5 protein-coding genes are annotated in these 23,619 nt (G+C 72.5%); 1 reads left to right on the top strand and 4 read right to left on the bottom strand.

The window, feature by feature from the left end; genetic code table 11:
- Positions 1 to 54: 54 nt before the first annotated feature.
- The 4 genes from ACFWPT_RS13725 to ACFWPT_RS13710 form a co-directional block, all read right to left on the bottom strand.
- On the bottom strand, positions 55 to 1,428 hold the full coding sequence (locus ACFWPT_RS13725) for a hypothetical protein (protein ID WP_380481841.1): 1,374 nt from the start codon (positions 1,426 to 1,428) through the stop codon (positions 55 to 57).
- A 188-nt stretch (positions 1,429 to 1,616) separates the two neighbouring features.
- Positions 1,617 to 2,060, bottom strand: coding sequence for a hypothetical protein (locus tag ACFWPT_RS13720; RefSeq protein WP_380481839.1), 444 nt, complete (start codon positions 2,058 to 2,060; stop codon positions 1,617 to 1,619).
- Positions 2,061 to 2,204: 144 nt separating this feature from the next.
- A complete protein-coding gene (locus ACFWPT_RS13715) occupies positions 2,205 to 20,624 on the bottom strand; it encodes a hypothetical protein (protein WP_380481837.1) in 18,420 nt (6,139 codons plus the stop codon).
- Between the two features lie 29 nt (positions 20,625 to 20,653).
- Positions 20,654 to 22,354 (bottom strand): hypothetical protein, encoded by a 1,701-nt coding sequence (locus tag ACFWPT_RS13710; protein WP_380481835.1) that lies wholly within the window; start codon positions 22,352 to 22,354, stop codon positions 20,654 to 20,656.
- A 573-nt stretch (positions 22,355 to 22,927) separates the two neighbouring features.
- Here ACFWPT_RS13710 and ACFWPT_RS13705 point away from each other — a divergent pair.
- On the top strand, positions 22,928 to 23,619 hold a 692-nt coding region (locus ACFWPT_RS13705; RefSeq protein WP_380481833.1), incomplete at its 3' end, for a hypothetical protein.

Here is a 23,619-nt window from a genome sequence, read left to right as displayed (position 1 = left end):
CCTCCGTCGTTCTTGGCTGTCGTGCCGGTGCTGCCGTACGTCGGTGCAGCGGGGTCACCCGGTGCAGTTGGCCCGGATCGCGGACGCGGCGTGGTGGGCGAAGGTCTGCTTGTCGCTGCCCTGCCAGTCCTGGCCGCGGTCGTGCAGCGTCACGGCGAGCTTGCCGCCGTTGAGCTGGAAGGGGCCGACCGTGACCCACTGGCCCCGGTTGCCGACCTGGTTGACGTTGAAGGAGCCCGACCCCGAACCGCTCTGCACCGTGTAGAGGGACGACGTTCCGCCGACCGCCTTGACGTCCCCGCTGTTCGGCACGTACACCGCCAGCTTGCAGGTGCCGGTGGTGACCGACCCCGTGGAGAACGTCCAGACCACCGAGTTGTCGTGGTCCTTGTTGGCGTCACCCGACATCGGCATCGAGTAGTAGCCGCCGTTGCAGCCGTCCCCCGAGTAGCCGCCGGAGTTGTTCCGCCAGCCCTCCTGGCCCTTGTCGTACCAGCCGCGCGCCTGCGCGCCCCCGCCGCTGCACCCCGGGCCCGCCACCGCGGCGAAGCTCGGCGCCGGCGGCGGGGCCGGCTGCGCGGGCTTGGCCGGGGGCTGGGCGGGCGCGGACGGCGCCGGCTGCTGGGCGGCGGCGGGCGGCGGCTGGGGCTGGTTCTGCGTCTGGGGCTGGGTCTGCGGGGCTCCGCCTCCGCCTCCCGCCGCGGTGCCACCGCCACCACCGCCACCGCCGCCACCGCCGCCACCGCCCTGGTTGGCCGGTGCACCGCCGCCCGCGTTCTTGCCCGCGTCCGGCTTCCCGCTGGTCGACGGCGCACCGCCGCCCGCCGGGACCCGACCCGCGAACGGTACGGCCTGGCCGCCGCCCTGGTCCGGCACGGCACCGCCGGCCGCGGCGGCCGCCCCACCGGCCGCCGCCGCGCCGGCGTCACCGGGCGGCGGGCCCTCGACCGGCTGAGCGACCTGCACGGGCTGCTCGCCCACCGGGTTCCCCGGAGCGTCGGCACCCGGGACGAACCCGTTACCGCCGTCCTGCTGCGTGTACCCGGCCGGCGGCGGACCGTCCGCACCGGACGGACCGGGGTCGTCCCCGCCGAACTTCGCGATGCCCAGCGGCACCCCGACCAGTACCAGGCCCGCGATCACGGCCGCGGCCACCATCGGCCGCGAGATCCGGCGCGGCCCGACGCCCTCCTCCTCGGCCGGGGACGGGCCGGGGACGGCGGTCACACCGGCGGGCGCCTCGGCGGCCGCGGCAGCAGCGACCGTGGCAGGCTTCGCGGCCTCGACGGCGGGCACGGCGCCGGCGGCGGGCACCGCCGCGGGCTCGGCCTTGGCAGGCTCCGCCTTCGCGGACGCAGCGCTCGCGGACGCAACGCTCGCGGACGACGCCGGGCGGGCCTCCAACTCCTCGGGCACGACCCATGCCACGGCGGGCAGTTGGATCCCTCCGCCCTCCGCCCCTTCCGTCCGACTCCCCCGGCCGCTCCGGTCCTTGCCCACCCTGGCCCCCTGGCCCTCGATGACGATGCTCGGCAGGGACGGCCCCGCCGCGACCCTCACCGGCCGTACGACGGACACGTCCCTTCCGTACTCACGGACGGCGGGGCCCCGCGGGTTCAGCTGCCGTCGACACGCCACACCGGCTCGGCCGGCTCCGGGGGGTCGAGGATGAAGGCGACCGCCCGCTCCAGCGTCGCCGCGTCCGGTTCCGGGCGGTCCGCGCCCCGCTCGCGCAGGTACGCCAGGAGCCCTGGCTCCGGCGCGACGGTGTACTCCTCCAGGTAGTACGTGACGGTGTCGGTCCAGATCCACTCGCCGTCGGTGCGGTAGTTCAGCGGGACGACACCCCGGCGGTACGCGTCGAAGACGTCGTCCATGAGCATCGGCGTCATCAGCACGGCCGCCCCGGCCCGCAGGTACGCGACCAGCGCGGCCCGTTCCTCCTCGTCCTCCACCACCGGCCGGTCCGGCGCGAACCCCGGGCCGGTCACCGGGTCGACCACGTCGAACACCGCCGCCAGCCGGAACTCCTCCGTCGCCCGCCGCTCCTGCCGCTCCATGTGCCACTCCCCATCGGTACCGGCCCCGCCCACCGGGAGCCCTCACCGGGTGAACGGCGCGGATCACCAGCGCCGTTCACCTGCCGCTGCCGCCCCGGGCAGGAGCGGCCCTCCCGGTGCCACGGCGGACTCCGGTATCAGCCGTCACTCCGGTTCCTGCTCGCCCCCCGGCGGGGGCCCGGCGGACCCCAGGGCGGCGAAGACGGTGTCCGAGAGGTTGGCCTGGGATCCCTGTCCAGCCGCGTTCCGGTTCGCCGTATCGGTACGCCGGGGCGTCCGCCCCCCGTACTGCGGGGACGGTTCGAAGTCCGGCAGGGAGTCCGAGCGCGGCGGCGCGGCGTTGCGAGGCAACGAATCCGAACGCGGCGGCACAGCGTTGCGAGGCATCGAATCCGAGCGCGGCGGCGCGGCGTTGCGAGGCATCGAATCCGAACGCGGCGGCACAGCGTTGCGAGGCAACGAATCCGAACGCGGCGGCAGCGCGAAGCGCGAGCCGGACGGCCCCTCACCGGTCGCACGGACCCGGCGCTGGTGGGCGGTGCGCAGTAGCTGCGAACTGAGGAGCTGACCCCGTCCTCCCTCTTCACGGGCGAGCGCCAGCAGTTGACGCCGCTCCCTGGCCCCGACCGGATGGTCCCCGGCCAGACCGAGGACACTGCGGACCAAGGGGTCCAGCTCCGTGACGCCGGCCCCCACCGAGCCGTCGAACTCCCGTCGCAGGACGTCGACGAGCCGACGGCCGGCCGTCAGGGCCTCGACCGGGGGCATCCCCGGCGCACCCGTCACGTCACGGACGAGATGGACCACGTTCCTCATCCGCGCCGCGTCCTCCGCAGTCACGGTCGCCGTCACGCCCTCGACCATCCCGGTCTCCCGCGCGAGTCCGACCAGTTGCCCGACCTCCAGGCCGAGCCTCCCGGCGAGGCTGTCGTCCGCCGAAGTCCGCAGGGTCACCACCGAATCGATGCCGTCGGACGCCCCGGCGCCGGCCGAACGGTAGTCGGCGGATCGCAGGACGACGTCCCGTACCACTCGGATGTGCTCCGGGCCGAGCCTCACCTGCCCGACCGGAACGTCCTGCCTCCGGTCCAGACTCTCCTTCAACTCCCGGTGGAAGACCGTCATCAGCGCGTCCGCCCGGGCGTCGAGGTCGTGCAGGGCCTGCTCGGGATGCACCTTGCTGACGACGGTGACACCGGGCATCGCCATGCCCTGTTCGGCCTGCCACAGGGCGATCTTCGCGACGTGGTCGGCGATGTCGCGCACCCAGCGGCTGGTGACGGCGTCCAGCGCGTCGGTACCCGCGCGCACCGGGAAGTCCCGCGACTCGTCGAAGTGACCACCCTTGACCACCACGGCCATCGGGTTGCTGAAGCCCCCCGAGTGACCCCGTGCCTCGAAGAAGCTGTCCTCCGGGAGCCGGCCGTGCATGGTGAGGAACCAGGCGTCCCCCGACTTGCCGTAGGCGGCTCCGGTGATGCCGACCATCGCGCGGGCCGCAGCGGTCACACCCGCGCTCTCCACGACCTTCCGGTCCGCGACGGCCTTTCCGATCATGGGGTCCGTGGACCTGTTGTTCAGCTGGGCCGCTTCCAGCAGTTCGAGATCCTTGCGGGCGTCCCTGATCTGTCGCATGGCCTCGGCCAGCCGGAGGCGGCGGTCGTCGGGCCCGTCCCCGGCCGAACTCGCGGTGCGCTTCAGCTCGGCGATCAGCCCCTCCAGGTGGCTGCCGTGGTACGACAGGCTCCGCTCGACGGCCTCCCGCATGAGGGCGCTGGTCTTGCTCCGCACGTTGGCATTCTGAAGTGCGATCTGGGCACTTCCGTCGCGGCTCGCGACCACCACCGGTGCGAAGTGGTACCCGTATCCGCCGTGCTGGGTGTCATGGGCGACATCCCGTTCGTACGAGCGGATGCCGTCCACCCGGTCGGCCGGCAGTGACTGGACGACATAGCCCTCGCCGGGCCGGGCGTAGGCGTCCTCGTTGATGCCCAGCCGTCGGGTGAGGTCCGCCAGGCGCTCCGCGCCGTCTCCGCGCAGCGCCTTGAACTGGATCCCGCCGTACGCCTCACCGGGTACGGGCCAGCTGTTGGCCTCGGTCTTCAGCTCGCCGGCGACCAGGGACCGCGCCCAGTCGAGCCGGGCTCCCTCGTTCCCGGTCGCCCCGTTCACCACGCTCGCGATGCCCTCGGCCAGCCGGGCGAGCCCCGAAACCTCCACGTTGTTCGAGGTGTTGATCGGTGCCGCGACCGTACCGCCGCGTCCGCCCGACTCCGGCGGACGCTCGTCGTGGAGCACCAGGTGCGAGTGGTCACCACCCAGCACGTCCGCCGAGAAGTCCCGGCAGACGTCCTTCGGCTCGCTGCTGAACGAGGGGCCGACCTTGTACAGACGGACCAGGGCGCCCTCGTGCTCGAACTCGATGTAGGTGTCCGTGTGCAGCTTCAGGGTGACATTGCTGTCGGCCAGTTCCAGCATCCGGTTGGCGTACTCCACCGCGTCCTGGACGGCGTAGAACTCCCGGAAGACGGTCTCGTCCACCGCCGCGAGCGTGCCGTCACCGGACACCCGCAGCTCGGGCTTGCCGAGGTCCTGGGGCTGCCGTACCGGCTGGTGGAGCGGGAACGAGGTGAGGTCACCCGGGCCGCTCCCGAAGGCCTCCGAGGCGTCCGGCCCGTAGACCACCTTGATCTCGGCGTCGTCCCGCGCGGAGAAGGGCGCCTTGGCCAGGAGTTCGGCCGGCGAAGCGTCCTGGAGGCTGTTCAGGTGCGGGGAGACCAGCTGGTAGTCGGTGATCGTCCGCATCGGGCGGCCCTCGACGACCGGCCGGGAGGCGAGCACCGCGCTGAGGTCGGCCCCGCCGGGCGGGGCGAAGAGATCGATCGCGCGCCTCGCGGCGGGGTCCTGAGACCTGGATGTCCCTTCGACGAACGCGACGGCGCCGGGAACCGGGCTCCGCTCCGGCTGCGGCCCGTCCGGGGACGCACCGTCCTCCGCCGGGGCGCCGGTGGTGAAGTCGTCCGGTGCGGCGACAGAACTCGGCGGAAGGCTGCCGTCCACCGGCAGGTGGGCGGCGAGGTAACTGACCGTCGGTTCGGTCTCGCCCGGCTCCAGACGCAGGTACACCCAGCGGCCGCCCTGCTCGATCCGGAGGCTGCCGTCCTTGTCGAAGACGAGACCGCCCGTCACCACGAGGTGTCCGGGACCGGTGCTCTCGACGCGGTGCGGCCCGTCCGGCTTCGGTGAGAACATCACCTGGCCTTCCGGGGCGTACATCTCCAGGACACGGTCGGGCATCAGCTTTCCCCCCTCGCGCAGCAGGTCGGCCGCGTAGGAACGGGCACCGCCCCGGCCGGTGAAGCAGGAGGCCAGCAGCAGTGGCTTTCCGCCGTCCCAGGGGCCGTTCCCGGCCCTGTCGACCAGCGTGTGCACCAGGTCGGGGGCGGTGACGGGCTCGCCCCGCCACTGCGGGCGACCGGCCGGACCACTGTGGAGCGCGACGGTGCGGAACCGGTCGTCCCGGGGGAAGCGGGACAGCGTGTCGGCGATCGGCACTCCCCCGCTCCCGGTGGCCGGGTCCACGAGCCAGTGCACGTCCGACTCCTTGTTGTGCCTCAACTCGGCCCACAGCTCGTCGACGCGGGTGCCGGTGGGGTTCTCCGGGTGCCCGCCGCCGTCGGCGGGGAGGCGCAGCGTGGCCGACCTGGCGTAGCCGTTGAGCCACCAGGTGCCCTCGGCCGGCTTGCCGGTGCGGGCGATCACCGCGTTGGCTTCTCCCGGCAGGCGGACACGGGTCTCTCCCGCCGGTGAGAAGGTCCGCTCGGTGACCGTACGGACGAGCCGGGCGAGGTCGGGCTGGGACGCGAGGTACCGAAGTGCCGCCGTCCACACGAGTTCCCGCTGCGGATGCCGGTCGACCACCGGGGCCACCAGGCTCAGGTGCAGGTCGCCCTCGCGGTTGTGCAGTTCGCGCACCAGTGTCTGCACCACCCGCTGGGTCAGTGCCAGTGTCGTCTCCGGAGGGGGCGCCACCTCGGCGGTCGCCGCGCCGGGAGCCGGCCGCAGCCAGCTCCCCGCGCTGTTCGTCTGGCTGTGCCCGATCACCGGGAGCTGGGCGTAGCTGGGCAGCCCCAGTCTGTCCGCCAACGAGGCCAGGACGTCGGGCCCGGTGCGCAGCATGGTCGAGTACCTGCGGTTGGCGAGCTCGCCCTCCCTCCGGTAGCCCCCCGGCTGGGTCTGCTCCGCTGCGGGTCCGTAGAGCTCACGTTGGGTCTTGGTGTAGTTGTCCCTGATCACGTCCAGGAAGACGTCGGCGATCGGGTGCCGCCTGGGGATCACCATGAGGTCGTTGCCGACCTCCCCCGGACGCCCCATGGAGTGCAGGGCGTAGCCGGACGGGGTGTGGAGGACCTGTTCCATCCTCGCGAAGGCCGTGATCCGGTTGTCCCCGTCGCAGTAGACACCGCCGAAGCGGCGCAGGATCTCCAGACGGAGGATGTCGCTCGCCGCCGCGTAGCCGGGCCCGATCTGCTTGGCGTGCTCGGTCCTGAACTGCTCGTGCAGGGACATCGGGGCCCCCGCGTGGAACACCTCGTCGACGCTGATGAGCAACACGTTGTTCGCCTCGGCCCAGGTGTGCATGTCGAGGACCCGGGCGAGGTCCGCACGGCCCTCGGGCACCTCGCCGCCCCGCACCAGGTCGAAGGCGCTGCGCGGCACGTCCGTCCACAGCGTCACCATGGGGATCTCCTGGGCCTGGGCGGCGAGCACCTCCCGGAAGCTCCCCATCGAGCCCTCGTTGCCCAGCGGTCCGCCGAGCCAGATGGAGTGGCGGATCCCCGGCAGCACCAGCTGCTCGGGCAGGGGCGGGACGTCGGCCGGTGCCCACGCGGTCCGGGCCTCCAGGGGCACCGGGCGGGACCAGGTCGAGTCCTCTGCCTGGTTCAGCTCCTGCATGTACTCCAGGAGCGGAGCCTCGAATCGCAGGTCCAGCAAGGCGAAGTAGTCGAGCTGTCGGTCCTCGGTCAGGGCCGAGTGGTCGATCCCGACCAGGAAGGGCGGGGTGTCGGCGGGGGCTCGGAGGCCGAAGAGGTCGGGGCCGAGCGGGCCCCGGGCCCCCTCCCTGGTGGCGAGATCCGGCCGCGTGCGCGTGGTCAGGTCGCGGACGAGTTCCCCCGCGTCGGTGTACGGGCCGTTCCCCCCGTTGGCGGGCGCAGCCTCGGGTGCCGGTGCGTCTGCCGGTGCGTCCGCCGGCACGGCCTGCTGGCCGTCGTCGCCCTCGTGGGGGCCGGACGGCGGCGTGGGCAGGGTGTTGCTCGCCCCGCTCGGCCGGATCACCGCTGCGGCGCCATCGCCCGTCGGGGTGTCCGGGCGCCCTTCGGTACCGGTCGGCGCGACCGGGGTCACGGCGGGCCGGGCCGGATCGCCTCCGGGCTCGAAGGTGCGCCACTCCCCCTCCCCGTTCCCGGCGGAACGGTCGATGAAGAGCCAGGCGTCCTGCGGCCGGTCGTACGGCCTGGACGGGTCGGCCTGTTCGACGCCGACCGACTCGGTCGGCGCGTGCACCCTGAGGCCGACCTCCTCCGCCACGTCCTGGGCGAGGCCGGCCGAGTGGCAGCCGAGCAGGACGACCGAGGCCGGCCGGCCCTCGTCGGCCGCCTGCTTCAGCGCCTGGACACTGGGCCTGCGCCTGAGGAAGGCACCCATCTCCGCGCCGCTGACCACCACGTGCGCCGGGTCGGGGTTGGCGGTTCCCGGGTCGGGCGCCACCTCCAGCGCGAAGCCGCGGTCGCTCGCGTGCCCCGCGAAGAAGTAGGCGTGGGCCGGGTCGTAGGGGTTGGGACGGTGCAGTCCCGATCCGGTCGGTTCGAACGTGTCCATCCGGTCCAGCTCCGGGTAGACCCCCTCGCGCAACACCCAGTCCCGGTCGGTGAAGGAGGCCCGCCCGATGGTCTGCGGGCGGGCGGCCGAGGGGATCGTCCGGGTCCGGATCCGCTCGTCGGGGATGACCTGGCCGTCGACCGTGCGCACGCTCCCGCCGGCGGCGCCCAGTTCCGGGTCGGCTCCGCCCCTGGACGGGGGCTCCACCCGGATGATCGTTCCGCGCGGCTCGCTGTGGCCGTCCGCGCCGACGGCTGCGGCCTTGAGGCCGAACTCCCAACCGCCGCCGGGATGCGGAACCATGTCCATGTCCCCGGTGATCGCGTACACCGTGCGGTCCGTCCAGGTCGCGATCTGCCGGGGCATCTCCAGCCCGCCCGCTCCGGCGCGCGGCATCAGCAGCACCACCGGGACGTCCTCGGGCAGGTCGGCCAGCACCGGGTCGTCCGCCACCATGGCCGCGAACCGGTCGCGCTCGACGAGGATCACCTTGCCGTGCTCGTCGGTCAGCCGGAGCGTGCCGTCGGCCGAGGCCGACAGCACGAAGTACGGGTCGGGACCGGCCGCCCAGGGGACGGCTGACCGCCCCAGGTCCTCCTGGACGTAGCCGGGCTCGTCCGGCTCCCGGTCCGCGTCCACCAGGGCGTGCCGGAAGTCGGGCAGTCCGCCGTGGAAGGCGGTCAGTTCCGACTCCCCCTCGGCGTGCCCGGCATCCAGGTCCAGGAAGTCCTCGGGCTCCAGGAAGGCACGTCCCAGCACGCGCCCGCCGTCACCGAGCGGGCGGCTCTGCACCCGCAGGTCCGAGCCCAGCACCTTGTGCAGGTCCCGTCCTTCCGGTCCCGCCCCGGCGGAGAACGCCGGGACGCGACGGGCCGGGGCCTGGCGCCTGACCACGGGGCCGCCGGCCGGGGTCGCGACCGGCCCGCCCGGCTGCTGGTCACCCACGTCCGCGTTCCGGGACGAAGGGCCCCCGGAGCGGCCCGAGTCGGCGAGGTGCGAGTCGGTGACGGCCGGGCCGTTGTCGATCACCCGCCCGAAGGACACCGCATTGGGCGGCAGCCGCATGCCGTCAACGCCGTTCTCCCCGGCCGCGTGGAGACCGGCCGGCAGCTGCTCCTGCGGATCCGGTTGCGTCGGCGACAGGTACGGCCCGTGGTTCTGCACGGGGGGCGGACCTTCCGCACCCTCTGCGGGGCTGAGGTGCCTGGCCCATCCACCGTCCATCAGGACCACCGTCTGCCCCTGCTCGTTCACGCCGATCCCGCTCGTGACGACCAGATTCCCGGCACCGTCCTGGCCCGGAATGAACCACGCGACCCGGTTGGGTACCAGTGCCGACGTCCCCTTCGCCTTCTCCTTCAGCAGCCTCAACACCTCCGGCACGTACCCCGCCTTCAGTGCCGACGCCAGGTTGCACGAGACGAACATCAACTCGTCCGTCCCGTTCCAGTCCGTGTCCTGCGCGAGCAGCTCGGCCATCTCCTCCGGGCTGACCGGCCGACCCATCCAGGACGGCTGACCGTCCGCCCCCGTGTGCGCCGCCACCAGGTGGCGCCCCGGATGCGCCGGGAAGCTCCTGAGCGCCTCCCGCTGCTGGTCCCTGGCCTCCTGCGAGGCGGCCGGATCGTCGATCCACAGCCCGCGTGCCCGCGAACCGATCCCGCTCAACGAGCTTGCCGTCACGGGGGGTTGCTCATGGACTGCCGATGCGGGGGCCCAGTCCCCCAGGTGCTCGTCCGGGAAGCGCCGGTCCGGCGCCACCTCGTTGCGGAGCTCGTCCTCCGTCAGCGGCGCGAGGGACCGGTAGCGGAAGTACGACTCGTCATAGGCGAGACCCTCGTCGTACAGCCGGCATCCGGCCATGATCTCGTGGAAGGTGTGGTCGTCCGACTCCAGCATCCAGCCGAGCAGGGCCAGCCTCAGGAGCTGGTTGTCGACCGCGAAGTCCTTGATCCCCTGCTTCTCCGCCGCCTTGCGGATCGCCTCGGCGGCCTGGAGCAGCCCGTAGGCCGTGCCGGACGTACCGGTGCTGGCCAGACCTCCGCTCAGGTGGGCGCCCTCGTGGAGCTCGGACTTCAGCTTGTAGTAGGCCGACTTGGCGCCCGGCTGCCAACCCAGCCGCCCGTCCTTGTCCACGGCGCTGTACCACTCGTCCCGGCTGAGTGACGGTCGCACGTCGCGGGGGTTGAGGTCCGTTTCGAGCAGGCCTCGGGCCGCCCGCTCCGCGGCCTTCTGCTTGATCGGGGCCTCCTGCTCCAGCTGCCACTTCGGAAGCGCCTGGGCCCGGAGTTCCGCGTAGTCGCTCCTGATCTTGTCGACGACCGGCCCTGACCACAGGTTGAAGGGCTCCAGCGGTTCACCGGCACCCTCGGCCGGCGGCTTGAGCAGGTTCTTGTAGCGCTCCTTGATCTCCGCGATCAGCGGCGTGACGACCGTCGGCTCGACGCGATTGCGGTCCTTCCGTTCCGCGTCCAGCTCCTTCGGCCGCGCAAGCTCCTTCTCACCGATGAGCCTGGCGAAGTGGTGGGAGGTGTAGCCGTTGTAGAGGAGGGCCATCCGTTCCCGGATGTTGCCCTGCTCGACGACCCGTTCCAGCATGTGCCGGTCGGTGCCCACCATGCCGGTCACGGTGGTGAACCTGGTCCCGAGACTGCTCTTGTCCTTCTTGGCGGTGAGGTCCCACGCCGTCCGCACGAGCTTCGCGACCTCGCGCTGAACGTCCTCGCGCCCGAGCAGGTAGGTGGCGAGCCGCCGCTCGAAGGCCTCGGCGTGGTCGAGGTAGCGCATGCGTTGGAGGTCGTCGGGCCAGGCGGGCGGAGCGTCTCGCAGGGCGTCGGACTCCGGCGTCGGGGTCGGGGTCGCCGTCGGGTCGGCTGCAGACAGCGCCTCGGCGTCCAGGCGCTCCCCCGCCTTCTGCTGGTGCGAGGAGATCAGGTACCCCTCGAACTCGGGCACGAAGTCCTCGGTCTCGTAGTGGTTCCAGATCCTCGCTCCTTCCTTCACCTTCAGACCGGTGACCCTGAGGCCGCTCTCCTCCTCCCCGGGTGCCAGGCCTGCCTCGGGAACGCGGATGAGCCCGTCGAAGAATCGCGGGTGGAACTTGAACTGCGACCCGTCGGTGACGAAGTCGTACTCGGCCAGCGTCTTCGGTATGTCGCCGGCCGTCCAGTCCTTGTTCGACTTCGTGTCCACGTCCACGCCCTTGGCCGGGCGGGTGAGTTGGAACTCCATGACCACCGGCAGACCCTTGAGCCCGTCGCTGTAGTTGGCCGCGTGACTGAAGTCGTCGCCCGTGTAGAGACCCGGCCCCAGTTGGGCCCAGCCCTTCTTGTTGTTGACCTTGCCGAACTCGCCCTCCAGCAGGTATCCGCGCACCGACATCGCGTCGGTCACCCGAAAGACCGTCGTGTCGGCCGGCAGGGTGACGACGACGATGCCCTTCTCACCTTCCCCGGACTTGATCCGCGAGTTCAACTCCTTCCGCACACCGGTAAGAACGGACTCCGCGACGGTCGCCGCCACCGCCCTCCGCTCGTCCGGCAGCAGCCCTGAGAAGTGCGGGGTGAGCCCCCCCGGTCCGGGCACCCGGTAGAGGTACACCACGGGGGAGCCCTCGCCGCCGACGACGGTGTGGCCCTCCCCCTCGACGACGGTCAGGGAGATGCCGAGGGCACGGGCGATGATGATCGCCGCCTCGTCGTAGAACGGGGTGTTCCACAGGGACCGGTTCCGGAGCGCCAGGTCGTACACGTCGCTCATCGGCATCGACGCGATCTCGTCCCCGCGAATCGTCGACAACTCCCGGTCCCCCGCCGCCCGGTACACCTGCCAGGAGTCCGTGGCCGCCACCTCGGGGTGCTCGCTCCGGCTGTTGACGGCCCGGCGAAGGTCCGCGCCGCCCTCCCCCTGGAACCACTCCGACGCCAGCGCCCTCAGCCCGTCGGCATCGAGCGCACCGTGCTGCCACCCGTCCAGCGTCCGCGCGCTGTCGAGGACTGCGTTCAGCAGGCAGTCGCCGTCGCCCGCCACTTCGAGGATTCGGTACAGCCTGGTACCGGTCCACAGGTTCCGCGGGCGCGGGGTTGCCGCGCCGCCCGCGGGCTCCTCGTCGTCGGTGCCGAAGCGGATCGCGTCCGGGAGCGGATCCAGGCCGGTGGCCTCCGTGACCTCCTGGTAGTGCTCCGGGAGGGACGCGTGCTCGCGGCCCGTCGGCGGGAGGTAGGGGCCGAGCACGGGGTGGAGCGGATCCAGTGCGCCGTCCTCGGTCCGGAGGTACCGGATCCAGTCACCGCCGGTCTCGATCACCGGTCGGCCGTTGCCGTCGATGCCGACCTTGGCCGACACCATGAGGTGACCGGAGCCCGGAACCGGCGTGGTGCCGTCGGGGCCGAACGCCGGACCGAACCACACCGGCCGGTCGGGAGCCACCACGCTGGTGCCGAGCCTCTCCTTCACGAGCAGCTGCATGAGCTCCAGCATGTACGTCGAGTTCAGGCCGCGGACGAGGCCGCAGGCCACGAAGACCAGCTCGTCCGTCCCGTTCCAGGAGTCGTTCCGACGCAGCCCGGCCAGCAGGTCCACCATCGCTGCCGGCGTGACGGGCTTCCCGTTGTACTGCGGCAGTCCGTCCGCTCCCGTGTCGACGACCAGCAGGAACCGCCCGGGGTCCTGGGGGAACCGGGCCAGCGCGCGCTCCATCTCCACCCGGCGGGCCTCCGGCATCGCCGGATCGACGATCCAGTGGCCCCGCAGACCCGGAGCCAACTCGCTGAGCGACCGGCTCAGGACGGCACCCTCGCCCGGCCGGTGCACCACCGGGGCGGTGGTCTGCGGAACGGTTGCCCCAGGCACCTCGGGCGCCTCAGGCACCTTGGGCAGCTCGGGCAGCTCCTCGGCCTGGTTCTTCTGCTGGTTCTCCGGCTCGGGCTGCTTGGACAGCTCCTGGTTCTCCGGCTCGGGCTGCTTGGACAGCTCCTCGGCCTGACGCTCCGGCTCAGGCCGCTTGGGCTGTTCGTTGGGCTTCGGGGCAGACGGCTTCAGCGGTCCGGCGGCGCCACCGAGCAGTTCGGCGGCCTGCCCCGCGATGTCGTTCGACGCCGGGGCGGCGGGCTTGGGCTCCGCAGGCTTCAGCTCCTCGGGCTTGGGCTTGGGCTCCGCAGGCTTGGGCTCCGCAGGCTTCAGCTCCTCGGACTTCGGTACGTCCTCCGTGTCCGGCGGAAGGTCGTACCGGTCGGACGGCCGACGGCCCGTGCGCCAGTTCTCCCTGGTGAAGTAGACGTCGCTCGGCCCGGTGTGCTCCTGCGTGACCGATCGCTTCGGAATGCCCACCACGACCGGGACGTTGCCGGCCACTACCTCCGGCCGCCACGACCATGGGCCGGAACGGTGCTGGAACGAGAAGGTGAACTTCACGCGTCCCTGGAAGCTCACCAGCGGCTCGGGGAACTTGGAGTTGGCCACGGCCCGTTCGGCGAGGGTGCGTTCACCGCCGGTGCGGCGGCCCGCGCCGCCGCCGAAGGTGATCCCGGCCATGATCTTGCCCTTGACCTTGGAGAACTCGACGCCGAGCTGGCCCATCAGCTGGGTCATCCGGGAGGACAGCGCCCGCTCGGTGAAGCGGGTCGCCAGTTCGGCGGACTGGGAGATCTCCGACTTCTTCTCCTCACGCCCCTGGCCGAGGCCGACCAGTTCGGCCTTGACCGTGACGCTGACCGTGTCGAGGAAGCCCAGTCGAAGGGTCTTGGCCAACTCCCCTCCCGCCGTCAGGTCCGGAAGGGCGTCGATCAGGGTGCCCCGGTCGAACATCCGCTTGAGCTTGCGCATGGCGGCGGAGTTCTCGTCCAGCCGGAATTCGCGCCGGCCCAGGGTGGTGAGCAGGTTACGCAGCGATCCGACGTCGGGCAGGTCGACGACCATGTCCTCGGCGCGCAGGCCCTGCCAGACCTCCTTGGGCGGCACCGGGTGGGTGGTCTCGGCGGTTTCGCGCTTCGGCTTGGTCGTCTCCTGGCCGGGGCGCGGGGCCCGGTAGGAGGCCTGCTCCCGGGTGGGGACCGGCTGCGTGTCGGAGGTCTCCAGCAGCACCTCGAAGCCCAGCTCGACGGGGACGGTGGCCTGACGGCGGCCCCGCCCGGGCGTCGGCGGCGCGACGGGCGCGCTCGGACCGGTGTTCTCCGCGTTGCCGTCCTTCGGAGCCTCCTCCTTCGAGGTCCCCTTCGCGCTCTCCTTCTCCCGCCAGGCGCGGGCCGCGTCCTGGATCCGCTGACCCTGCCGAATGAGTTCGTCTTCGAACGGCTTGGGCAGCGGGGCGCCCTCAGGCAGCTTCTCGCTCTGCCGCCGGAGCTCCTCCTGGCGCAGCCGTTCGCCCCGCGCCTCCTGCGGGGCCACGCCGTGGACGGGCCGCGCCGACCCCTTGCGGCGCATCTCGACCTGGATCATCGCGGTGCCCTCGAACACGCTGCCGGCGACCTTGGTCTTGGTCGCCACGCCGGTCCGGCCGACGCCGTCGTGCTCCGCGGTCCGCTCCTGGCCCCGGACGTGGCTCAGGGTGCCGCCGGCCACGATGGCGGCGGGCACCGCCCCGAGCGGGTCGGTGGTGCCCACCACCCGCCCGGTGAAGGTGTCGTCGGTGCCGCGGTTCTGGCCGGCCGTCCCGTCGGGGCCGCCGTGGGCGACGCCGCTGCTGCCGCCGGTCGCGAACTCGGTCTCGGCCGTGTCGGCGGTGTGCCGCATCTCCTGTACCCCGGCCCAGCGGAGCACGACGGTGCCACCGGGCACCTTCACGAAGAGCTCCTGACCGGCCATCAGCGCCCGCAGCCTGGACTGCAGCGCTCCCGGCAGCAGGGCAGGCTCCAGCCTCCGCCGGACCCGCCCCCAGCTCGCGCCGTACACCTCCCGTCCACGGCCGTCGAGCTGGTCCAGCAACGAGGTGCGGACGACCTGGCCACCGCCCGCCGGCTGGGCGCCGACGGGGGGCTTCGGCGTCCCGTCCTCCTGGCCGGACGCGTCGCCGCCCTCGGGTTCCGGTGCCCAGACCCGCAGCACCACGTCGGAGCCGCTCAGCACGCCGGAGGAGACGATCCGCTCCGGCACCGAACGGAAGGTGCCGGGGGCCGGGGCGACACCGGTCTTCGGGTCGATGGGCAGTTCGCGGACGGGGAACACGAAGTCGGCCGCCGTGACGGCGGTCGTCCGGCCCGAGGCCTGGTCGAGCTTCTGCCGCTCGGACCGGCCGAGCAGCACCGTCGATCGCGTCGGCTTCGCCACGATCTCGACGTCGAAGCCCACGTCACCGGTGAACCGGGCCGCCCGCTCGACGGTCTTCTCCTTCTCGGACCGGCCGGTCACGACGTCCCGCGTCGAGCCCACCGTCTCCTGCACGGCGGACGACTGACCGAGCGTCACCGCGACGTACGGGAGCTTCGCGTCGAGCGATGCCGCCACACTGGTTCCGCTGCGCACGTCGCGGAGCGTCCCGGTGGACGACACCGTCTCACCGCCGCGCTCGAACTCGCACTTCTCGATCAGGTCCTGGTAATCCCGCATGATCACCTTGGCCCGGACGACCCGGACCTCGACGGTGAACCCTTGATGCGACACCGAGACGCTCAGGCCGCCTCCGGTGGTGAGGGCCGACAGCCGGGGGCGCAGCGCCGTCTCGTCGAGGCGGGGGGCGAGGGCGGCCTCGACCCAGGCCCAGTGACGGCCGAACAGCGGCTTCAGCTTGGCGCCCACGGCGTCGAGGACGGCCCGCGCGTCGTGCAGTCCGAGCACGGGGTCGGACGGTCCGAGTTCGCCGGTCCGGGACACCCGGGACGGCGGCTGCACGCTCGGCGTCCGGTCCGGCGCGAGGATCGGCTTGGGGATCTTCGGGACGAGCGGGATGTTCTCGACTCCCGCCGCTCCCTCGCCTCCCTCGACGAACGGGGCCTCCTCAGCGTGCGGGGTCTCGTCGACGTGCTGGACCTTCGGGCGGTCGAACGCCAGGCGGGCCGGGGCGAGGCCCTCGCCCTCCGGGGTCCGGTGCGGTGCCGTCAGGGACTGCGGAACGGCCAACAGCGCTCGGACCAGGGCCCGTTCGGGCGCGGTCGCACCGTCCCCGCCGTTCTCGGCGACCTTGACGTCCAGTTCGACGGTGGCCAGGTAGACGACCATCTTCTCGGCGAACTTCGCGTTGGCGGTGCCGCTGACGGAGTCGGCCGCCCGGTCGCCGGTGCGCCACCGGGTGGTGCGGCCGGCTCCGCCGGTGGCCGCCATGACGGTGCCGGGGGCCTTGAACTCGGGCCCGCCCTGGAACTGGCCGCCCGCCGCGTGGAACGAGTTCTCCCGGACGCCGCCGCCCGCCGCCCACTCGTTCACGAAGTTCAGCTCGGCGTCCTTCTCGAACTCCCGGACGTACTCCAGCTTCTGGACCTTCGCCCCGGCCAGCACCAGGGCGTCCCGCTCACCGGTCCTGACCAGCAGTGGCGAGCGGAGGTCGATGCCGTGGCTCATCCCGGTCAGCAGGGCCCCGAGCCGCTCGTGGCGGAAGGCCCCGCGCACCAGCGGGCCGAGCTCGCTCCAGTCCTGGGCGCCGAAGGTCCGGCGCCCGAGCGCCTCCAGAACCTCCCTGAGCGGCCGGACGGACTCGGTGGTGCCGTGCCCCGGAGCGGACGGGACGACGTCGAGCACGACGGTGCCCAGCGGCAGCCCGTTCTTGCCCTTCGCCGGGTCGGACCCCCACAGCTCGGGCTTGGGCTCCCGGGCGGCGGAGCCGGGATTCAGCTCCGGCGCCTGGAGCGGACCGGGTTCGGCGTCGGGACGGTACGTGTTCTCGGCCCCGGGGGGTCGGCATTCCGCGGTCTCGACGAGCACCTTGAAGCTCAGCCGCGTGGTCGCCCGGCCCGCGACGACGGTTCCCTCCGCGTCCTGGTGCACCAGGCTGAGTTCGGCCGTGCCGTCGAAGATCGTGCCCTCGACCTTGGCCTTGAGGGCCGTTCCGGTCCGCTGGGAGCTCTGCCCGATGGTGTTCCGGTCGCTGCCGCGCTGTCCGTTCAGGCCCCCCGTACCGGTGCCACCGAGGAAGTCCTTTCCGCCGTCCGACTGCTTGGCCGAGATCCCCAGCGCCAACGTCCGGGTCCTGGCGTCGGACGAGGTGACGGCACTGGTGACGTCGGAGCCGGTGTTGAACTCTCCCTTGTCGGTGTTGCGCAGGTGCGACAGCTCCAGCACCTTCGCCGACGCCAGGATGCTGCCCCGGCCTCCGGACAGCGGAATCTCCAGCAGCTCACCGGCCGTCATGGACCTCAGCTGGGTCTGCAGGCTGGGCAGGTCCAGTTGGGCGAGGATCTCGAGCCGCACCGAACTCCAGGCGTCGCCGAACCGCTGCCGCCCGAAGGCCTCCAGCCCGGAGGGCGCCGACGCCGGTCCGAACAGCGCCGTGTCACCGGCGGTGGCGTCCCCGCGCCCGTACAGCGTGTCGACGTCCTTGACCACGTCCATCCCGCCCAGCCCCGCCGTCTGCAGCACACGGAGCGGCGGGGCGTGGCGGGTCGGCTCGGGCGACGACCCGGCGGGGGCGGCCTCGGAGACCGGCGTGACGATCCGCACCGACAACGGGACCCGCAGCGGCTCCGGACGCTCCTGCGCGCCGGTCCGCCCGGTGTCCACCACCGGGGTCCGGGAGAACGGCGGCGTGAGCGTCCGAACGCCCGGGACGCCGGAGAAGTCGAGGTCCAACCGGACCGTCCCGTCCACCCACAGCACCGGCTCGGCGGTCTTCCTCCGGTGGGTCATCCGGCCGGTCGCGGCGACCGTCTCCGCCTTGCTCCGGTCGACCGTCCCGCTCACCGGCCCGGACAAGCCGGTGTTCGACGCCGGCTTGCCGCTCACCACCAGACCCCCGGCCCACCGGGACCGGCTCTCGCGCAGGGTGCCCGCTCCGGCGGACGAGTCGCCGCCGTCCTCGAACTCGAACTTCTCCGTCTGATCCTTGGTGACGGGCTTCTCCAGCGTGGCACTGATCCGCAGCGTCCCGGTGCCGCCACCCAGGTCCAGGGGCACCAGCAGATCGTCGCCCCGGGTCATCCGCGACAGGTTCGGCTTCAGTATCCCGACGTCGAGTTGCTCGGCGAGCCGCTGCCGGATCTCCTCCCGCCGGCTCGCCGAGACACTTGCGGGCAGCTGCCCGAGCACGGCCGCCACGACCTGGTCGTCCGCCCCCTCGACCTTCATCACCCGGTCGCCCGCACCGATCCGGCCCTGCTGCGTCATCCGGCCCGGCGGGGCAGGCAGGGGCGGCGCCTTGGGCTTCTCCTGCTCCTTGGGCAGCTCCTGCTGCTCCTTGGGCTGTTCCTGCTCCGGCTCCTTCGGCAGGTCTTGCTCCTTGGGCAGCTCCTGCTGCTGCTCCTTCGGCAGATCCTCCTGCTTCGGCTGCTCCTGCTCCGGCTCCCTCGGCAGATCCTCCTGCTTCGGCGCGGGCGTCGGCATCGGCGTCGGCTCAGGCACCTTCAGCGGCGGCGGAGTCGGCTCGGTCTGCGACTCGGTGACCGCAGGCGCCTCGGCCGGGCGCTGCGTGGTGGGCCGAGGCGTCGTCGTCGGCCGCATCGCGCTGTAGTGGGTGACCCGGATGTCCTCCTCGTTCGAGCGGAGGATGTTGACGATCCGCCCCGACCCCTCGTTCATCAGCCGGGGCACGGGGTTCTGGTCGTGCACCCTGAGCTGGATGCCGAAGGCGTGGGCGGCTACCACCGCGATCTCGTCGTAGAACGGGGTGCTCCACAGCACGCGGTTGCGTACCGCCATGTCCACGAAATCGCTGAGCAGCCGATCGGTCAGGTCGGACAGCGTCAGGTGCCGGGGATCGTTGTCCCCCGGCTGCACCCACACCCGCTCCCGGAGCGCCGGGATCCGTTCCAGCAGTCGGGCCCAGGCCGGCTCCTGCTGCGGCCCGTCCGCACCCAGCACCATGAGGAGCTGTTCGAGCACGTCCTCCCTGGTGAGCCCCAGGCCCTCCGCACCGGCGATCGCCTCCAACTGCTGATGAGTGAGGTCGTGATCGGAGAGCAGGAACCGAAGGGGACTCATCCCGAGGGAGTTGAGGTCCTCCCGCTGCGTGGTGCCCTCCGCCCCCCGGAACCACTGCGAGACGGCCGTGCGCGCGCCCCTGACGTCCAGGTGCCCGTGGTCCCAGGAGTCCAGCTGCCGGGGCGCGCTGGCCAGGATCGACGTGAACAGGCAGTTGCCGTCGCCCGGGACCCGCAGGACGTCGAACTGCGACCCGTCGGCCGTCGACCTCTGCCCCGAGACCGGCCACTCCCGCGTGGCCGGCGCCTGCGGGGCCGCGGCCGGGACGCCGCCCTGCCCGGTCTCGCCGAACGTGCCGTCGTACCGGGATCCCCTCTTGCCCTTCTTGTCCGACTTCTCCGAGCTCTCCACGACCACGGGCCGGTGTGAACCCTGCTCGGTGTCCGGGTCCTCCGTGCCCGGCTCGAACCTGACCCAGCGTCCGCGCGTGCCGTGTTCGTCGCTGAGGATGCCGAGCGGGGCGACGCCCTGCCCGATGCTCAGGCTGATCGTGGTCGTGGACGCCCACACGACGCGCCCGGTGGCGTTGGCGAGTTCCTGCGCCACCACCTTCCCGTTGTCACCGCGGGCGCCCGCCTGGCAGGCGAGCAACACGATCTGGGTGCCGGGCGGCATGCGCCGGAAGCTGGGCCGCCGGCGGACGACCTTGCCGAGCCCCTCACCGGAGACGTGGACCTGCTTCTTCCCGGAGGGCTGCTCCGACAGGGTGGTCAGTGCCGCCGCGAGGTGCGTGGCGTGCGTCATGACCGTGTAGAGGGGGTCCGAGACGTTCCACGGGACGAGCCCGATCGTGCTCAGGTCGGGGTTGTCCGACTCGGCGGCGGGCCTGGTGTCCTTCCGGTCGAAGTAGTCGGACGGCAGGTACTCGAAGTGCGGGCTGGTCGGGTCGAACCCGTCCCGCACCGGCTCCCATTTCCGGGTGAGGGAGCTGTCCCGGTAGAAGCGGCCGCCCGACTGCCGGCCGAGCGGGAACAGGATGGGCTGGCTGTCGAGGTCCGTCTCGTCGACCACGTCCGGCGTGTTCGAGTCGACCATGCGGCCGTTCTCCGAGCGGACGCCCTTGGTCGGGATGGAGCTGTCCTCGTCGTTCTCCGGCAGGGCCGGGTCCGGCGGAACCTCCTTGATCCAGAAGCCCCGCTCGGCCTTCGTGTGCTTCCTGTCCTTCAGTTCGGACCGCAGTTTGGCCTTCACCTTGACGAGGCCGTCGGTCAGCGACGTCCCCACGGAGTTGGTCCACACCGTGCGGCCGGTGGCCTTGGCAATCGCCCGCGGGAAGTCCAGCTCCGTGCCCAGCGCGCCCGGACCGACCAGCACCAGCGGGGTCTCGGGGGTGAGGACGTCGTGCGGCAGGTCGGCCGCGACGCCCTTGGCGAGCGCTTCGGGGTCGAGCTCGTCCAGCTTGTTGGGGATCAGCACCAGGAACGGCTCGTGCCCGGTGACCTCGGTCAGGCTGTAGTGCTTGTCCTTCTTCTCCTGCGTGTCCTCGCCCGGCTGGTCGCCGGGCCGCTGCACGGGCTCGGGGGCGCCGTTGGACGGCTTCCCGGGCTCGGACCAGTGATAGACGGCCCGTACGTCCTCGGCCGCCACCGGCTCGGTCTCCGGCCAGCGCCCTCCCCGCACCACGATGCCGACCGTGGCGCCGCCGGACGTGGTCAGGGGGCGGGTCTGGTAGCGGGTCTTGCGCTTCTCCGGTGCCTGCTGCTCGGGGGCGGTCCCGGCGGGGACCGGGACGCTGTCCTGGCTCTGGGCCGGTTCCTGGGGGGGGGGCTCGGTCTTCGGCGCGGGGTCGACCGGGGCGGGGACCGGGACGGTCTCCTCCCCCGGCGCCGGATCGACCGGGGCGGCGCCGGGGCGGGCTCCTTCGTCGGCGCCGGGTCGACCGGGGCGGCGACCGGGGCGGGCTCCTTCGTCGGCGCATGCGGCGACAGCACGTTCCGCAGGGCGGCGCGCAGGGCGGCCCCGCGCAGGGCCGGGTCGCTCTGCGCGGTCGCGTCCACCAGCGCCCGCAGGTGCTCCGGCAGCGGGCGCTGCCGGTCGGGCAGCCCGTTCAGTTCATGGGCCATGCCGGCCAGCCAGCCACCGGTCAGGGAGGGCACCCGCATCCGGTACTCGTCGCGCGCGAGGTTCTCCAGGCGGCGCAGCGCACGGACCTTGTCGAAGTCGCGGGTGATCCCGCCGGGGGAATCGTCCCGGTGGTAGAGGTCGTCGTGGATCTTCAGCAGCGCCCCGGCGGCCAACCGCTCCTTCGAGGACGGTGCGGACGACGAGGACTCCTCGCCGGACGGGACCGTCGTCGAAGCGTCCAGGTCCTTGGCGAGTTCCCCGGCGGCGTGGTCCAGTGCGTCGCGGTCGACGGTGCCGCCCGTGCCGTCGATGCCACGGGTGACGACCGCCTCCGGTGCCGCCGGGGCAGCGGGCTTCTTCGCGGCCTTCTTGGGCGCGAGGCTCGCGTCGTCCTCGCCGAAGCGGTTCCGGGAGGACGCCGGCTCGGTGTCCTCCACCTTGGTGACGTGCTCGCGTTCCCCCTGCGTGCCCGGGAACTCGGGCATCAGGTCACGACGCCGCAACGACTCGACGTTGACGCCCAGTTCGGACGCCAGCCGGTGCCAGGGGTCGGCCACCCCGTTGGCGCGGTGTTCGGCGAGCAGCTTCCGCGCCTCGGCCAGGGTCACGTCACCGCGCGTACCACCGCTGCCACCCGACTTGTCCCTCATGTCGGCCAACTGCCGCTGCCATGCGACCTCCTCGGCGGCCTCCCGGCGCGCCTGCCGCTCGACCTCGCGCTGTTGCTCGCGGACCTCCTCCTCAGCCCGCAGACGCTGCCGCTCGGTCTCCCGCTGCTGCTCGCGGGCCTCCTCCTCGGCGCGCAGACGCTCCCGCTCCTTGAGGGCCTGCCGGTCGGCCTCGGCGCGGGTGGCCGCGTCGGCCGCCCGCTGCTTCCGGCGCTCGGCCAGCTTCGTCTCCGCCTCCGCCGCCTCCCGTTCGCGCCGCGCGGCCTCCTGCTGGAAGACCGGATCGTTCTTCTGCTCCTCCCGGCGCTGCTCGGCGACGTCGCGGCGCTGGTCCCGCTGGCCCGACTCGGTGACCCGCCCGTCCCGGGTGGCGTCCTCGCCGCCCAGCTTCTCCCCCTTGCCGGAGAACTTCTCCGTCGGGGTCTTGCCCTCCGACTCCGACCCGCCCTTCACGTCGCCCAACCCATGGACCCCGGTCTTCACGACCGGGGGCGCCGTCCCGACACCACCCGAATCCTTCGACCCCTCGTCCTTCGGCGGCACCGCCGGCGGGTGCTCCTCCTGCGGGCCCGCCACGGTCTCGTCCGTCAGCAGGTGCCCCTCGCCGGGGAACTTCTCCACCGGAGCCTTACCCTCCGGACCCTTCACATCACCGAGCCCGTGAACGCCCGTCTTCCGGACCGGAGGCACCGTCCCAGCACCACCACCCGAACCCTCAACCACCCCGTCCTTCGCCGGCACCGCCGGCGGACCAGCAGCCGTCCGCCCCTGACCGGGGAACTTCTCCACCGGAGCCTTGACCTCCGGACCCTTCACATCACCGAGCCCGTGAACCCCGGACTTCCGATCCGGAGGCACCGTCCCAGCACCACCACCCGAACCCTCAACCACCCCGTCCTTCGGCGGCACCGCCGGCGGACCAGCAGCCGTCCGCCCCTGACCGGGGAACTTCTCCGCCGGAGCCTTACCCTTCCCCGAATCCTTCAGGTCATCGAACCCGTGAACCCCGGACTTCCGATCCGGGCTCAGCTGCTCGCCACCACCCGAACCCTCCGCCCCGTCCTTCGGCGGCACCGGCGGAGCATCATCCGTCAACAAGTGCCCCGCGCCGGGGAACTTCTCCGCCGGAGCCTTACCCTTCCCCGAATCCTTCAGGTCACCGAGCCCGTGAACCCCGGACTTCCGATCCGGACCTTGCTGCTCGCCACCACCCGGACCCTCGGAGTCGGCGGGGGCCGGCTCCACCTGGGTCTGGCTGCCCTCGGACCGTCCTCGGTCCTGCACTCCGCTACCGGCAGGGCCGGGCCCGCCCTCGGGCCGCCCGTCCGAGCCGGAGTCCGGCGCGCCGGCACCGGAGCCGTCGCTCTCCTTCTTGGCGTTCAGATCGTCGATCGTGCGGAATTTGAGCTCCCGTGTCGAACGCGGCCTCTTGGCGTCGGCCAGAGCCTTGGCCTCCTCGCGCTCCACGAAGGACGGATCCGCCAGCGCCTTCGCCTTGCGATCCGCCTCGCCCTGCTCACGCTGCTGCCGGTGCAGCTCGGCCTGCGTCAAGTACGCGGGATCGGGCAGCGGCTCCTTCTCACCGTCGCCGCCAGGCTCCTTGGGCGCCTCCTCATCCGCCTTCGGCGGACCGGACGCCTCCTCCTTCGCCTTACGAGCAGCCTCAGCAGCCGCCGCACGATCCTTCTCGCCCTGCTCACGCAGCTGCCGGAACGCCTCGGCCTGCGACGAATACCCGGGGTCGGGCAGCGGCTCCTTCTCGCCATCACCCGGCTTCTTGGCCCCGTCACCGTCCGCCTGCGACGGATTCAACGCCTCCCTCGCCTGGCGAGCCTTCTCAGCCTGCGCACGCAGCTCCCGCTGCAACTCACCCTGCGCACGCAGAT

It is taken from the genome of Kitasatospora sp. NPDC058478 (genome assembly GCF_042720345.1).
In the GTDB taxonomy this organism is placed as follows: Bacteria; Actinomycetota; Actinomycetes; order Streptomycetales; family Streptomycetaceae; genus Kitasatospora.
Note: the sequence above shows the minus strand (reverse complement) of the source record. Positions and strands in the feature narration are given on the sequence as shown.